The 15263-nt window shown below is 38.9% G+C and carries 15 protein-coding genes and 1 pseudogene; all 16 read left to right on the forward strand.

The window, feature by feature from the left end:
• Positions 1 to 29: 29 nt before the first annotated feature.
• A complete protein-coding gene (acpP, locus tag ABNX05_RS17155; RefSeq protein ID WP_349660834.1) occupies positions 30 to 266 on the forward strand; it encodes an acyl carrier protein in 237 nt (78 codons plus the stop codon).
• A gap of 342 nt (positions 267 to 608) precedes the next feature.
• Positions 609 to 1373 carry a ribonuclease III gene (gene rnc, locus ABNX05_RS17160; RefSeq protein WP_349660835.1) on the forward strand — a complete coding sequence of 255 codons (765 nt, stop codon included), beginning with the start codon at positions 609 to 611 and terminating at the stop codon, positions 1371 to 1373.
• Between the two features lie 3 nt (positions 1374 to 1376).
• Positions 1377 to 4958 carry a chromosome segregation protein SMC gene (gene smc, locus ABNX05_RS17165; RefSeq protein ID WP_349660836.1) on the forward strand — a complete coding sequence of 1194 codons (3582 nt, stop codon included), beginning with the start codon at positions 1377 to 1379 and terminating at the stop codon, positions 4956 to 4958.
• The gene (gene ftsY / locus ABNX05_RS17170) at positions 4955 to 6211 is read left to right on the forward strand and encodes a signal recognition particle-docking protein FtsY (protein ID WP_349660837.1); all 1257 of its coding nucleotides are present in this window, start codon (positions 4955 to 4957) and stop codon (positions 6209 to 6211) included. The genes smc and ftsY overlap by 4 nt, the downstream gene beginning before the upstream one ends.
• A gap of 189 nt (positions 6212 to 6400) precedes the next feature.
• Complete coding sequence (locus tag ABNX05_RS17175; protein WP_349660838.1) at positions 6401 to 6736, forward strand: putative DNA-binding protein; 336 nt, start codon at positions 6401 to 6403, stop codon at positions 6734 to 6736.
• 12 nt (positions 6737 to 6748) lie between these two features.
• Positions 6749 to 8107, forward strand: a complete 1359-nt coding sequence (gene ffh, locus ABNX05_RS17180; protein ID WP_349660839.1) for a signal recognition particle protein — start codon at positions 6749 to 6751, stop codon at positions 8105 to 8107.
• Positions 8108 to 8201: 94 nt separating this feature from the next.
• The gene (rpsP, locus tag ABNX05_RS17185) at positions 8202 to 8474 is read left to right on the forward strand and encodes a 30S ribosomal protein S16 (RefSeq protein WP_053483320.1); all 273 of its coding nucleotides are present in this window, start codon (positions 8202 to 8204) and stop codon (positions 8472 to 8474) included.
• A 15-nt stretch (positions 8475 to 8489) separates the two neighbouring features.
• Positions 8490 to 8723: a KH domain-containing protein gene (locus ABNX05_RS17190; RefSeq protein WP_004269410.1), complete on the forward strand. Its 234-nt coding sequence runs from the start codon at positions 8490 to 8492 to the stop codon at positions 8721 to 8723.
• A 389-nt stretch (positions 8724 to 9112) separates the two neighbouring features.
• A complete protein-coding gene (gene rimM, locus ABNX05_RS17195; RefSeq protein ID WP_349660840.1) occupies positions 9113 to 9628 on the forward strand; it encodes a ribosome maturation factor RimM in 516 nt (171 codons plus the stop codon).
• Complete coding sequence (gene trmD / locus ABNX05_RS17200; protein WP_349660910.1) at positions 9628 to 10365, forward strand: tRNA (guanosine(37)-N1)-methyltransferase TrmD; 738 nt, start codon at positions 9628 to 9630, stop codon at positions 10363 to 10365. The genes rimM and trmD overlap by 1 nt, the downstream gene beginning before the upstream one ends.
• Before the next feature lie 116 nt (positions 10366 to 10481).
• On the forward strand, positions 10482 to 10826 hold the full coding sequence (rplS, locus tag ABNX05_RS17205) for a 50S ribosomal protein L19 (RefSeq protein WP_079560440.1): 345 nt from the start codon (positions 10482 to 10484) through the stop codon (positions 10824 to 10826).
• Positions 10827 to 10932: 106 nt separating this feature from the next.
• Positions 10933 to 11502 carry a signal peptidase I gene (gene lepB / locus ABNX05_RS17210; protein ID WP_349660841.1) on the forward strand — a complete coding sequence of 190 codons (570 nt, stop codon included), beginning with the start codon at positions 10933 to 10935 and terminating at the stop codon, positions 11500 to 11502.
• Positions 11503 to 11558: 56 nt separating this feature from the next.
• Positions 11559 to 12434 carry a ribosome biogenesis GTPase YlqF gene (ylqF, locus tag ABNX05_RS17215; RefSeq protein WP_349660842.1) on the forward strand — a complete coding sequence of 292 codons (876 nt, stop codon included), beginning with the start codon at positions 11559 to 11561 and terminating at the stop codon, positions 12432 to 12434.
• 253 nt (positions 12435 to 12687) lie between these two features.
• A pseudogene (locus ABNX05_RS17220) lies at positions 12688 to 13124 on the forward strand (IS607 family transposase).
• Positions 13066 to 14262 carry an RNA-guided endonuclease InsQ/TnpB family protein gene (locus ABNX05_RS17225; protein ID WP_349660911.1) on the forward strand — a complete coding sequence of 399 codons (1197 nt, stop codon included), beginning with the start codon at positions 13066 to 13068 and terminating at the stop codon, positions 14260 to 14262. Before ABNX05_RS17220 ends, ABNX05_RS17225 begins: the two are co-directional and overlap by 59 nt.
• Before the next feature lie 210 nt (positions 14263 to 14472).
• Positions 14473 to 15231 (forward strand): ribonuclease HII, encoded by a 759-nt coding sequence (gene rnhB / locus ABNX05_RS17230; protein WP_349660843.1) that lies wholly within the window; start codon positions 14473 to 14475, stop codon positions 15229 to 15231.
• Positions 15232 to 15263 lie beyond the last annotated feature (32 nt).

Here is a 15263-nt window from a genome sequence, read left to right on the forward strand (position 1 = left end):
GTATAATCATTTGAGGGGAGGTGAATAATTTGACTACAGTATTAGAACGCGTAACAAAAGTAATCGTGGACCGTTTAGGTGTTGAGGAAAGTGAAGTTACTCTAGAAGCTTCTTTCCGTGATGATTTAGGTGCTGACTCATTAGACGTAGTTGAGCTTGTAATGGAGCTTGAAGACGAATTCGATATGGAAATTTCTGATGAAGATGCTGAAAAAATCTCAACAGTTGGTTCTGCAATTTCATACATCGAAACTAAAATCAACTAATGCGTTTTAACTTTATTTAGCAGAAATTAATCACCTCTAGCGGTGTTGACATGACTGCGGTCATTTTACAATAAAAGTTTATGATTCAATAAAGTTAAAGCTTTTGGCAGAAATTACTCTTGCTTTTCTTTCATGTGAAGAGCAGAAAATGCTAAGGTGTATTTAAAAAAAGGGACGAAATGGTTCGTTGTGCGAACTGTGAACGTCCCTTTTTTTTATTTTGGAAAAAAATTAAATGATTAAACTTCCAAAACATTGCATTTAAGCCGAAATAATTTTGCATAAATGCCTTGAAAAAGGTACACTTAAACGGTAGAAACTATTAGGAAGGCAGATTGTTCAATGGCTATGAAAAGAAAAGGAACTATGCAGAAATCTGGCGTGCTTCCTGAAAAAGTACGCAATCAATTCGAGCTGTTACAGCATGAATTAAATATCACATTTAGTAATAAAAATTTATTGTATCAAGCATTCACGCATTCATCTTATGTGAATGAGCATCGCCGTAAATTGTTTACGGATAATGAGCGTCTTGAATTTTTAGGAGACGCAGTACTTGAACTGTCTGTTTCTAAATACCTTTTTGAGAAATACCCTAATATGAGTGAGGGTGAGTTGACGAAACTACGAGCATCCATAGTATGTGAGCCATCACTTGTTATCTTTGCAAATGAATTAGGTTTTGGCCGCTTTGTATTACTCGGAAAAGGTGAGGAATTAACAGGTGGACGGGAACGCCCAGCGCTACTTGCAGATGTATTTGAGTCATTTGTTGGCGCCCTTTATTTAGATCAAGGCTTACAAACGGTTGTGTGCTTTTTAGAACGAATCGTATTCCCGAAAGTAGAAGTCGGTGCTTTTTCGCATGTGATGGATTTTAAAAGCCAATTGCAAGAAATGGTGCAGCAAACAAATAACGGTCTTCTTCATTATGAAATTGTTGATGAAAAGGGTCCAGCGCATAACCGTACCTTTGTATCGAGCGTACTGTTGAATGGACAGGAGCTTGGAATTGGTCGTGGGAAATCAAAAAAAGAAGCCGAGCAGCAAGCAGCGCAATGTGCAATGCGTACGATGCGTGAACGCACTGCAAAAGAGGAGGCTTAATAGATGTTCCTAAAACGACTCGAAGTGATTGGCTTTAAATCTTTTGCGGAGCGCATTGGAATTGATTTTGTACCCGGTGTTACAGCAGTGGTTGGACCAAATGGCAGTGGGAAAAGTAATGTCACTGATGCCATTCGTTGGGTACTTGGGGAGCAATCGGCAAAGTCGTTACGTGGGGCAAAGATGGAGGATGTTATTTTTGCTGGGAGTGACTCACGTAAGCCACTAAACTTTGCAGAGGTAACGCTTATTTTAGATAACACAGATGAACAGCTTGCTTTTTCATATACAGAAGTCAGCGTAACAAGACGCGTATACCGTTCAGGTGATAGTGAATATTTACTTAATAACCAGCAGTGTCGCCTGAAGGATATTACGGACTTGTTTATGGACTCGGGACTTGGGAAAGAGGCCTTCTCCATTATTTCACAAGGCCGTGTTGATGAAATTTTAAATAGCCGACCTGATGACCGTCGTTCAATTTTTGAAGAGGCAGCTGGCGTGTTAAAGTATAAATTAAGAAAGAAGAAGGCAGAGCATAAGCTTGTTGAAACAGATGAAAATTTGTATCGTGTTTTAGATATTTTACATGAGCTAGATAGTCGTCTGGAGCCGTTAGAAATTCAGGCATCAAGTGCAAGAGATTATGTGCAAATGTCAACAGAGTTAAAGGATTTTGATATTGCCATCCTTGTGCACGATTTAAAAAATTGTGCACAATCTTTGCATGCTCTAAAAACAGAGTACACAGAGCTTTATGAAACAGAGCAAAAACAAGCTCATCATATTTCTTCGATAGAAAAGCAAACTGCCAGTATTCGTAAGCTTTTAAAAGAGCTAGATGATTATTTAGATACTACTCAGGCTGAGTTTGTTAATGCAACGATGGAGGTAGAGCGCTGGGATGGTCGTAAAGCGTTAATGGCTGAAAAGCGACAAAATGCTTCTAATCAACTACTTCAATTAAATACGGCATTACAAGAAGCAAAAGATGAGGTTGAGTCTCTTATAGCTCAAGAGCAAGAGAAAAAAGAATTATTTGGAGAAAAGCAGCAAGAGGTATCGGAGCTGAAACAAAGCATTAAGCAATTAGAACAATCTTTAAATCGCTCTGTTTCTGAAATTGAACAAGAAATTGAAGAACAAAAAAACCGATATATCGACTCCTTAAACGAAGAAGCAACAGTAAAAAATGAATTAAAAAATATTGAACAACAAATAGTACAGCAAAAAGCGATGGCGGCACGAATGTCAGGCCAAACGGATGAAATCGGGCAAGAACTTTCGCAAGCTTTAGCGGAAAAAGAGAAGCTAGTTGTTGATCATACTACAACAACAAGCGAATTACAGAACAAGCTTGAGCAATATGAAGCATTGCAAATACAGCTTAAGAATGTGAATGCATCGTTTAATGAAAAGCAGGATATGCTTTATAAAGCTTATCAGCATCAGCAGCAACTTAAGGCTAGAAAAGATACGTTAGCTGAACTAGAAGCCGATTTCTCTGGGTTCTTCCATGGAGTAAAAGAAGTATTATTAGCGCGTGATAAAGGTGAATTAGCTGGGATTGAGGGAGCTGTTGCTGAGTTAATCCAAGTGGATGGGAAATATTCACAGGCTATTGAAACGGCATTAGGGGCAGCTTCTCAGCATATTGTGACAACCGATGAACGATATGCTCAACAGGCGATTCATTGGTTAAAACAAAAGAGAGCTGGACGCGCAACATTTTTACCGAAGACAGTTATCAAGTCACGAAAAATTAATCTATCTATGATCCAGCTAGCTACTGAGCACCCAGCATTTGTTCAAATGGCTGATGCAATTGTCACGTTCGGTGAAGAGAACCGTACAATTGTCGAGAACCTCCTTGGCAATGTCATCGTCGCATCAAGTTTAGAAGGTGCAAGTCAAATTGCTCGATTATGCGGATTTAGATATCGTGTTGTAACACTTGATGGTGATATCGTCAATGCAGGTGGTTCATTAACAGGTGGTGCAACGAAGCAACAATCTTCACTTTTTACAAGGAAAGCAGAATTAGATGGTTTAGTAGTAAAGTTAGAATCGTTGGAAGCATCTATTTATAGTGCTGAACAGTCTGTCTCGGATGAAAAAGAGAAGCTTGCAGTATTGCGAGACAAAGTAGAGCAATTGAAACTTGACGGTGAACAACTACGAAAAGATGAAATGCAGCAAGCGAGTCGTATTCGTGAGTTAGAGGTTGTTGAGAAAAGCTTATCTGCCCGAGTATCTTTTGCTTCTAATGAAACGCAAGATGTAAAAACTCGCGAAGAAGCATTATTAGCTCAAAAGGAAGCGGCCACGGAGCGTTTAACGGCATTAGCGACAGAGCTGTTAGAAATAAATGAAACAGTGGAACAACTAAGTAAAGTGAAGCTACAAAGTGAATCGGAAAAAGATGTACTTCGTGAGCAGTCTGCAGAAAAACGCTCGCAGTTAGCGGTAATGCAGGAGCAAATGTCACAAGTGCAAATTGCTACAGCAGAGTTAGCCCTACAATTAAACAAAGCTCGTCAAAAAGTCGACAATATTTCTCAGGAAATAATCTGGCTTCAATCTGATGAATCGACAAAACTTTTAAGCGATGAAGAAGTGGATGAGCAGGTTACTACGTGGAAAGTGAGAAGAGATTCGCTGCAGGATACTATTTCACAGAAAAAAGATGAAAAAGTAGCACAACAACAAGAGCTTACTACTTTAGAAGAACAGCTGAAAGAATTGCAACGTACGCATAAAGGTTATCTTGAGGCGATTCGTGCAAATGAATTGAAACGAAGTCGCGTAGAATTCGAAATCAATAATTTCAATGAACAGCTAGAAGAAAATTATCAGCTAACATTTGCGGAAGCTGAAGAGTTAGCTCTAGCCATTGAAGATGAAGAGCATATGCGACGTCGAGTGAAATTACTGAAGAAATCTATAGAAGAGCTAGGTCCGGTTAACTTGAGCGCTATTGAGGAATACGATCGGGTACTTGAACGCCATTCATTTTTAACTGAGCAGCGTGAAGATTTACTTGCTGCACAGGAAACATTACATGAGGCTATTAAAGAAATGGATGAAGAAATGACGCTACGATTTAGTGAAACTTTCTATGCCATTCGAGAGCAATTTAAACGTGTATTCCGTGAATTGTTTGGTGGAGGTCAGGCAGATTTAGTATTATTGGACCCTCAAAACCTGCTTGAAACAGGTATTGAAATTGTAGCTCAACCGCCAGGAAAAAAACTACAAAATCTAAGCTTGCTTTCAGGTGGCGAACGGGCACTAACTGCAATCGCTTTATTATTCTCCATTCTAAATATACGACCTGTACCTTTCTGCATTCTCGATGAGGTAGAGGCGGCTTTAGATGAGGCAAATGTCGTTCGATATAGCCAATATTTGAAGAAATTTAGCCGTAATACGCAATTTATTGTGATCACACATCGTAAAGGAACGATGGAGGGAGCAGATGTGCTGTATGGTATTACAATGCAGGAATCTGGTGTATCTAAACTTGTATCAGTAAAATTAGAAGATGAACCCGTACTTGCGGAGCAAAGGAGCGAACAAGCATGAGTTTTTTTAAACGTTTAAAAGATAAATTGGTAGGCAACCCAGTTGAGGAAGAAAAAAAGGTAGAAGAGAGTAATGAAGAAGAAGTTGCTGAACAGAAGGAAGACGAAGCAACTGAGCCCGCTCAAACGGAAGCAACTGTAGAGGAAGCTGAAAAAGTTGAGGAAGTTTCTGTAACGGAAAGCTTAATTGAAACAGAAATTCCTGAAGAAATTGACCATGAACAACTTGAACAACAAGAAGTGCAAGAAGTTGCGATAGTGGAAGAACCAGTAGAGGAGAAAAAGCCTTCTGCATGGTCTATTACACAAAAGTTCAAGGCTGGACTGGAAAAAACGCGTAATTCATTTACTTCAAAAGTGAATGATCTAGTTGCTCGTTATCGAAAAGTGGACGAAGATTTCTTTGAAGAGTTAGAAGACTTATTATTACAGGCAGACGTTGGTTTTGAAACAGTAATGGAGCTAATGGATAAATTACGCTTCGAGGTTCAGCGTAAAAATATCAAAGATACAAACGGAATTCAAACGATTATTTCTGAAAAACTTGTGGAAATTTATGAGCAAGGAGAAGAAGATTTAATCGAACTTAATATGCAACCTGAAGGGGAGCTTACTGTCATTTTATTCGTTGGGGTAAACGGTGTTGGGAAAACGACTACTATCGGTAAACTTGCCCATCGTCTAAAATCACAAGGTAAAACAGTTGTTTTAGCGGCAGGTGATACTTTCCGTGCTGGTGCCATCGACCAATTACAAGTTTGGGGAGACCGTGTTGGCTGTGAAGTGATTAAACAATCGGAAGGCTCAGATCCAGCAGCGGTTATGTACGATGCTATTCGTGCAGCGAAAAACCGTAAAGCAGATGTGTTGATTTGTGATACAGCAGGACGTCTGCAAAATAAAGTGAACTTAATGAATGAGCTTGAGAAAGTTCATCGAGTAATCTCTCGAGAGATACCGAATGCTCCGCATGAAGTACTATTAGCATTAGATGCAACAACAGGTCAAAATGCACTTGTTCAAGCACAAACATTTAAGGAAGCTACAAATGTAACAGGAATTGTTTTAACAAAGCTTGACGGCACTGCTAAAGGTGGTATTGTTCTTGCTATTCGAAATAAATTACACATTCCTGTGAAGTTTGTAGGTCTTGGTGAAAAGATGGATGATTTACAACCATTCGATGCAGAACGCTATGTGTATGGTTTATTTGCGGATGGTTTAGATAAAGAATTACAAAATAATGAGGATTAACAAATAATTGTTAATTGTGGCGCTCGTCTGTGCAGGGGAATCGCGTTGTTTAAAAGGGAAATACTAGCTATAGGTGAAAAACACCTAAAAAGCAGTTAATTAAGGCTTTTAGACAAGGAGATTACCTTGACACAGACGGGCGCTTTTCGATATGATACAAATGACTAATAACGGGAGGAGAAACATTCGATGCTACTTGAAAAAACAACACGCATGAACTTTCTCTTCGACTTTTATCAAGCATTATTAACAGATAAGCAACGAAGTTATATGGAGCTATATTATTTAGATGACAACTCTCTTGGAGAAATCGCTGAATCGTATGGAGTTTCACGCCAAGCTGTTTATGATAATATTCGTCGAACAGAAGCGATGCTTGAAGAATATGAAGAAAAACTATGTTTATTGGAAAAATTTCAACAACGTACACAAATGCTTGCGCAGCTAACAATAGGGATTACAGAACAAAGTATGACAGGTGAAGAGCAGTTAGCGCTTATAGAACAGTTGAAAGAATGGGATTAGGAGGCGAAAGCAATGGCTTTTGAAGGATTAGCGGAACGACTCCAAGGAACGATCCAAAAGATTAAAGGTAAAGGTAAAGTATCGGAACAAGACGTTAAAGAAATGATGCGAGAAGTCCGATTTGCTTTAATCGAGGCGGATGTTAACTTAAAAGTTGTCAAAGAATTCGTTAAAAAGGTCAGTGAACGTGCTGTCGGCGTGGATGTTATGCAAAGCTTAACGCCAGGTCAGCAAGTTATTAAAATCGTACAAGACGAATTAACAGAATTAATGGGTGGCGAGCAAAGCCCAATCAAATTTAATACAAAGCCACCGACAGTTATTATGATGGTCGGCTTACAAGGTGCGGGGAAAACGACTACTACTGGTAAATTGGCAAATGTGTTACGTAAAAAATATAATCGTAAGCCATTGCTAGTTGCTGCTGACGTTTATCGTCCAGCGGCTGTTCAACAGCTACAAACATTAGGGAAGCAGTTATCTCTACCTGTTTTTGCGTTAGGTACTGATGTATCTCCAGTAGAAATCGCAAGACAGGCAATAGAATTGGCAAAAGAAGAACATCATGATGTTGTCATAATTGATACAGCGGGTCGCTTGCATATCGATGAAGAATTAATGCAAGAGTTAAAAGATATTCGTGCGTTAAAAGAGCCGGATGAAGTGTTCCTAGTTGTAGATGCTATGACAGGTCAGGATGCTGTAAACGTGGCAGATAGTTTTAATGAAGCAATCGGTATTACGGGGGTTGTTTTAACAAAGCTTGATGGTGATACACGTGGTGGTGCGGCGTTATCAATTCGTTCCGTTACGCAGAAGCCGATTAAATTTGTCGGTATGGGTGAGAAGATGGATGCGCTGGAACCTTTCCATCCAGAGCGTATGGCATCTCGTATATTAGGTATGGGTGACGTTTTATCGCTTATTGAAAAGGCTCAGGCAAATGTTGATGAAGCTAAGGCTAAAGAACTAGAGGAAAAATTTAAAACTCAGAGCTTTACATTCGATGATTTTGTTGAGCAATTGCAGCAAGTAAAGAAAATGGGTCCGCTTGAGGATATTTTAAAAATGTTACCAGGCGCTGGCAAAATCAAAGGCTTAGACAATGTTAAAGTTGATGATAAGCAAATGGGCCGCGTAGAAGCGATTATTTATTCGATGACACCTGCTGAAAAGACGAATCCGGAAATCATTAACGGTAGCCGTAAAAAGCGCATAGCGAAGGGTTCTGGGACATCAATTCAAGAGGTAAATCGTTTAATAAAGCAATTTGATGAAATGAAAAAAATGATGAAGCAAATGACAGGCATGGCAAGTGGCAAAGGAAAGAAAAAGATGAAACTACCAGGCTTCGATTCATTGTTTAAATAATAATTTTTAGGTGTTAAGAAAAAACACTTTACAAACAACCTAAACATTGATAATATACTATCTTGTGTGAAACTTATTCGGAGGTGCTATTAAAATGGCAGTTAAAATTCGCTTAAAACGTATGGGAGCTAAAAAATCTCCTTTCTATCGTATCGTAGTTGCAGACGCTCGTTCACCACGTGACGGTCGTTCAATCGAAACAGTTGGTACTTACAACCCACTAACTCAACCAGCTACTGTAAACATCGATGAAGAGAAAGCTCTTAAATGGTTAACTGACGGTGCAAAACCATCAGATACAGTGCGTAACTTGTTCTCAGAACAAGGAATCATGGAAAAATTCCATAACCAAAAATTCAGTAAATAATCGGGGGCGACGTCTTTGAAGCAGCTGATTGAAGCAATCGTTTTACCGTTAGTCGATTATCCAGAAGAAGTTCGTATTGAGACGGATGAAAATGCAAATCGAATTGTTTATAAACTTTTTGTTCATCCAGAGGATCGAGGGAAAGTCATAGGCAAGCAAGGGCGAGTAGCGAAAGCAATTCGTACAATTGTTTATTCAGCGGCGGGTAGTCACCATCAAAAAAAGACCTACGTCGATATATTGGATTGATAGAAAAGATTTTCACGCTCTTTTACATGCAACAAGCACTGGGGAGTCCTGATAGGTATGTTTACATGCACTTAGGAATTCGAAGTGGCTTTGAGGTAAAGTGGGAAATCTGGACTACAAAGGAAGGAGCTTGCCGGTTCCTTCCTTTTTTCATTATCATCATTACTTTGAGAAGTAATTGAACATAATGACATTAAGGGACTTCTTAGCTATAACATCGTCCGCCAAAAGTTAATCTGCTACTTTAGGTGAAAGTGAGAGAAGGTTACTTTTGTTCTGGCTAGCTAGTAGCTTGACGGGGATAGGCATGTTTAGCAATTGTGTACTGTGCGAAAGAGAAGTGACAGCACAATTATGTCAAGGCGAAATTCATACGAGGTGAGATTTGAATGGAATGGTTTAATGTAGGTCGTATTGTCAATACACACGGTATTCGCGGTGAGGTGCGTGTGTTATCAACAACAGACTTTGAAGATGAACGCTTCGCAGTAGGAAATAAGCTTGCGGCGTTTAAAAAAGACGATAAAAAGCCAACATGGGTAACGATTGAATCAATGCGTCGTCATAAAAACTTTATCTTATTAACTTTTGAAGGCATGAACAACATTAATATTGTTGAACCTTTTAAAGAAGGAATGCTTAAAATTACGAAGGATCAAATGACAGATGATTTATTAAAGGAAAATGAATATTTCTTCCATGAAATAATTGGCTGTACAATTGTATCTGAAGAAGGCGAAACGATCGGAGTAGTAGCCGAAATCCTTCAAACAGGAGCAAATGATGTATGGGTAGTCAAGGCAAGTAAAAAAGAGCATTACATCCCATATATCGAAGACATCGTCAAGGAAATTGATGTGGATGAGAAGAAAATTGTGATCCATGTAATGGAAGGCTTGTTATGATGAATATCAATGTGTTAAGTCTATTTCCTGATATGTTTACAGGCGTTTTTGGTGCATCCATATTAAAGAAAGCACAGGAAAAAGGGGCTGTAAAGCTAGAAGTAACTGATATCCGTGGGTTTTCGGGTAACAAGCATAATCAAGTAGATGATTATCCGTATGGCGGTGGTGCGGGCATGGTATTAAAACCAGAGCCTATGTTTAGCGCTGTCGAGTCTATTACAGAAGGAAGAAATCCTCGTATCATTTTGATGTGTCCACAAGGTGAGCGTTTTACTCAAAAAAAGGCAGAAGAGCTAGCGCAAGAACAAGAACTAGTATTTTTATGTGGTCATTATGAAGGTTATGATGAACGCATTCGCCAACATCTTGTTACAGACGAGATTTCAATTGGAGATTTCGTATTAACTGGTGGCGAACTAGGGGCTATGACGGTTATAGATAGCGTTGTACGACTTCTGCCGGGGGTTTTAGGACAAGAGGATTCCCACATACAAGATTCGTTCTCAACAGGCCTTCTAGAGCACCCACATTATACACGACCTGCTGAATTTCGCGGAATGAAAGTACCTGATATTTTACTATCGGGTAATCATGCGAAGATTGAGCAATGGCGCGAGGAAGAATCTTTGAAAAGAACGTTCGAACGTCGTCCAGATTTACTCGAGAATTATCCGTTAACAGATAAGCAAAAATTGTATTTAGAAAAACTTAAAAACAATAATAAAGATGCTTGATTGCTATCTATATTTATGATAACATCTAATCTGTACTTCTATGTGGAGTACTGAATTACGGTGTTCCGCTGTGGCATAGATTGCGTGCAAGAGCATCTGTCTAAGGAGAGAAAACAATGTCAAACATTATTACAGAAATTACTAAAGCTCAGCTTCGCACTGATCTACCATCTTTCCGTCCAGGTGATACTGTTAAGGTACACGTGAAAGTAGTAGAGGGTACTCGTGAACGTGTCCAAGTATACGAAGGTGTAGTAATTAAACGTCGTGGTGGCGGTATTAGCGAAACTTTCACAGTTCGTAAAATTTCTTATGGTGTAGGTGTTGAACGTACATTCCCTGTACACACACCAAAAATCGCTAACTTAGAAGTTGTACGTCGTGGTAAAGTACGTCGTGCTAAACTTTACTACCTACGTAACCTACGTGGTAAAGCTGCTCGTATTAAAGAAATTCGATAATTATGACTTAAAAGTGAGGGGCTTGTACAACAAGCCCCTTTTCTTTTTGCTTGTCATCTTAAATAGCTATCAACTAAAATGAGGATAGACAAGGGGGCAATTCTCGATGGAAAAGCAGGTTAAGGAAAAGAATGAACTATGGGAATGGACTAAGGCACTTCTAATTGCATTTGCGATTGCAGCGATTATTCGATATTTTTTATTTACACCTATTGCAGTAGATGGAGAGTCCATGATGCCAACCCTTGAAGATGGCGATCGTATGATTGTGAATAAAATTGGTTATAAAATAGGTGAACCAAAACGCTTTGATATTGTTGTATTCCACGCTCCTGAAAAGAAGAACTATATTAAACGTGTTATTGGGCTACCAGGAGATACTTTGGAATATAAAAATGATCAATTATACATTAACGGTGAACCGATAGACGAACCTTATTTAGATGCTTACAAATCAGAAATTACAGAAGGTACTTTAACAGAGGATTTTAAGTTAAACGACATTGATGTAAACCTAAAAGATGATGTAATTCCAGAAGGTTATGTTTTCGTTATGGGAGATAATCGTCGATACAGTAAGGACAGTCGTCATATTGGACTTGTCGATCAGAAAGAGATTATTGGTAATACAAGTCTGATTTTCTGGCCGTTTAGTGATATTAAAATTGTAAAGTAATTCTTGAAAGGGAGGGTTAAATACTCCCTTTTTCTTTTAGTTTAGGAGGTATAGGTATGACTATACAATGGTTTCCAGGGCATATGGCAAAGGCCCGCAGAGAAGTAACAGAAAAATTAAAGCTCGTTGATATTATTTTTGAATTAATAGATGCACGTTTACCTCTATCTTCCCGAAATCCGATGATAGACGAAGTGATAAATCAAAAACCACGTCTTCTTATTTTAAATAAATCAGATATGGCAGATGAGCATGAAACACGTAAGTGGGTAGAGTATTTTGCACAACGTGGTCATAAGGCGGTAGCAATCAATTCTCTTGAAGGCAAAGGCTTACAGCAGGTGACAAAGGCTGCCCAAGAAATATTGAAAGAAAAATTTGACCGTATGAAGTCACGTGGGATGAAGCCAAGAGCTATTCGCGCAATGATTGTTGGAATTCCTAACGTAGGGAAATCTACGCTTATTAATCGACTTGCAAAGAAAAATATAGCCAAAACAGGTAATACGCCAGGGGTAACTAAGGCTCAGCAATGGATAAAGGTTGGGAAGGAGCTTGAATTACTCGATACGCCAGGTATTTTATGGCCGAAATTTGAAGATCAAGAAGTAGGCTTCAAATTAGCCCTAACAGGTGCTATAAAGGATACTATAACGAATATGGAGGATTTAGCTGTATATGGTCTACGCTTTTTATCCATTCATTATCCAGCGCGAATGGAAGAGCGCTATGGCTTCCAGTTTGTACATGAAGATTTAGTTGAGACTTTCGACCATATCGGTAAACTTCGTCGTGTGTTCGGTCCTGGTGGAGAAATCGATTATGATCAAGTAGCTCAACTAATCGTTCGAGATATTCGTGGTTTACAATTAGGCAAACTAACATTTGACTTTGTTGACGAACAACTTGAAAAAGAAACAGAGCAGCAATAAAGAAAACTGTCATACTCACGTCATAAATCGTGAGCGTGACAGTTTTTCTTTTAGGAATACTTCTTCTTGCCGATAAATGATATAGAGCATGAAAAAGAAGTTATAATTATTTTGGGATTAGTATTTTAGCTTAAAAGAAACGAAAAACGTACTAGAACGTAAAATTAACGAGTTGGGAGTGTTTAAACAGTAGTCATTTTCATGGACAAACATGAACAAATATAGACAAAAGTGTTATGGCGTTCATGAGGTGATAAAGATGATTAAACCAAATGAAATGGCGAAACGCTTAGGTGTTTCGCTTAAAACACTCCAAAGATGGGATAACGATGGAACGCTTGTAGCACATCGAACACCGACCAATCAAAGGTACTATACCGAAGAGTAGTGGACTGAATTACAAACGAAAAAAATGGAAAATACTTCTTGATGAAGTTATGCGTGGGGAGGTTGAAGCAATCTATATCACGTTCAAAGATAGGTTTGTGCGTTTTGGATATGGCTGGTTTGAACAATCCAGACTTATCTCCGCAATAGGAATTAGTCGAAGAGTTGATTTCGATTATCCATGTATTCAGTTGTCGTATTTACGGCTTAAGGAAGTATAAAAAACAGATTGAAGGTGACAAAGATGTTAATTGCATACAAGACGGAAATCAATCCGACAAACGAACAAAAGACAAAGATTAATCGCACTGTTGGTGTCGTTCGCTTTGTCGAAAATAAATACCTCGCACATAACATTGAAGTTTATGAAAATGGTGGTTCTTTCGTAGGGTATATGGACTATTCGAAATGGCTTAACAATACATTCGTGCCTATGCACCCCGAATTTTCGTGGATAAAAGATGTATATGCGAAAGCCATTAAACGTGGTTTACAGAATGTTCATACAGCGTTCACAAAATTCTTCAAAGGTGAAAGCGATTTTCCCCAATTCAAGAAGAAACGCAATCAAGATGTGTCTATGTATTTTGTGAAAAATGACGCTAAAACCATTATCCAGGTGGAACGTCATCGTATGAAAGTGCCAACACTTGGTTGGGTGAAATTAAAAGAAAAGGGATATATCCCAACGCATTCGCCTAGTGCAATCGTGAAAAGCGGTACGATTAGTCAAAAGGCTGACCGATACTTCGTTTCCGTATTGGTGGAAGTACCTGATACCAAATCAGAACTCAATCTCGATAACGAGGGGCTTGGTGCTGACTTGGATATTAAAGAGACGGCAATCCGTAGTGATAGGGTAACTCATAAAAACATCAGTAAAAGTGCGAAAGTGCGAAAACTTGAGCGGAAACTCAAGAAAGAACAACGCAAGCTATCGAGGAAATATGAAGCGGAAAAATTGCGTATCAAAAATAAAGAAATTAAAAAAGGAGAAGCTACTAGACGAAATATCCAAAAACAAGTCTTAAAGGTACAACGTATTCATTACAGCCTTACGAATTTGCGTAATGATTTTCAAAACAAAATTGTGGCAGACATAGCGAAAACCAAGCCGTCAAACGTTGCAATCGAAGATTTGAATATCAAGGGCATAATGAAGAATAAACATCTTTCAAAAGCAGTCGCTCAACAGAAATTATACGGATTGCGTACAAAACTTGAATGGAAAGCGAAACAAGGCTACTTCGAATTACGCATGGTTGACCGTTGGTATCCAAGTTCGAAACTTTGCCATAATTGTGGTGAAAAGAAAGTAGACTTGAAACTATCTGACAGGACATACCAGTGCGAACATTGTGGTTATACCGCAGACCGAGATTTCAATGCGAGTTTAAATTTGAGAGATGCGAAAGAATACACAGTGTTAGCACTGCTATAAAGCAAAACGCAACTGTATATATGTACCGATGGCTAGTCGGGAATTAACGACTGTGGAGAGCTATACAAACCGTAGTAGCGAGCAACTGGCAAGGCGGAGTTCGAGGAAGCAGTAATGTGGAATAAACAATTGGTCTAAACCGATTGGCATAAGCTCCGCAAATTTCTTGATATGGGTATATTTGTCCGTATTTTAAGTAGCAGTAAATAGATGAAAACGATTAAAGAAATTACGACAGCGTTGAAGGAAACTGAAGAATGGCAGGACTGGATGACAAGCGTAGCAACTGATGAACGGGCAGGGGTGCAAAAGGCTTGGCAAAGCTGGAATAAGCGCCAAGAGAAAAAACAACAGTTACTCCAGGATCATCAAGCGAAAGTCGATTTTGACCACAGCTATGGAGGAATAGGGGCACTCATTGCAGGGGTAGACGAAGCGGGACGTGGACCGTTAGCAGGACCAGTAGTAACCGCTGCTGTTATTTTACCTGCAAACTGTGAGGCGCTAATCGGCTTAAATGATTCAAAGCAATTATCAAAAGATAAACGCAATGCCTATGCTACTTTAATAAAAGAGTATGCATTAAGTTATTTTATCCATTTTCAACCAGCGCAACAAATTGATGCGTTAAATATTTACGAAGCGACGAAGCAATCGATGAAGACAAGTGTAGAATCGTTATCTATGAAACCTAATTATGTGCTAGTAGATGCTATGACGCTGCCAATCTCTATTCCGCAGGATTCAATCATTAAAGGGGATGCGAAAAGCCTAGCGATTGCAGCAGCGTCGATATTAGCGAAAACGGCGCGTGATGATTATATGGATCAATTGGACGAAGAATTTCCTATGTATGGTTTTGCTCAGCATGCAGGGTATGGCACAAAACAACATTTAAAAGCACTTGAAGAATTCGGTCCAACTAATCATCATCGTAAGTCCTTTGAACCGATAAAGTCAATGCTCTAAGTGATAAGCCAAATAAAATAGAAAATTGATGA

It is taken from the genome of Lysinibacillus zambalensis, assembly GCF_040183165.1.
Taxonomy (GTDB): domain Bacteria; phylum Bacillota; class Bacilli; order Bacillales_A; family Planococcaceae; genus Lysinibacillus; species Lysinibacillus zambalensis.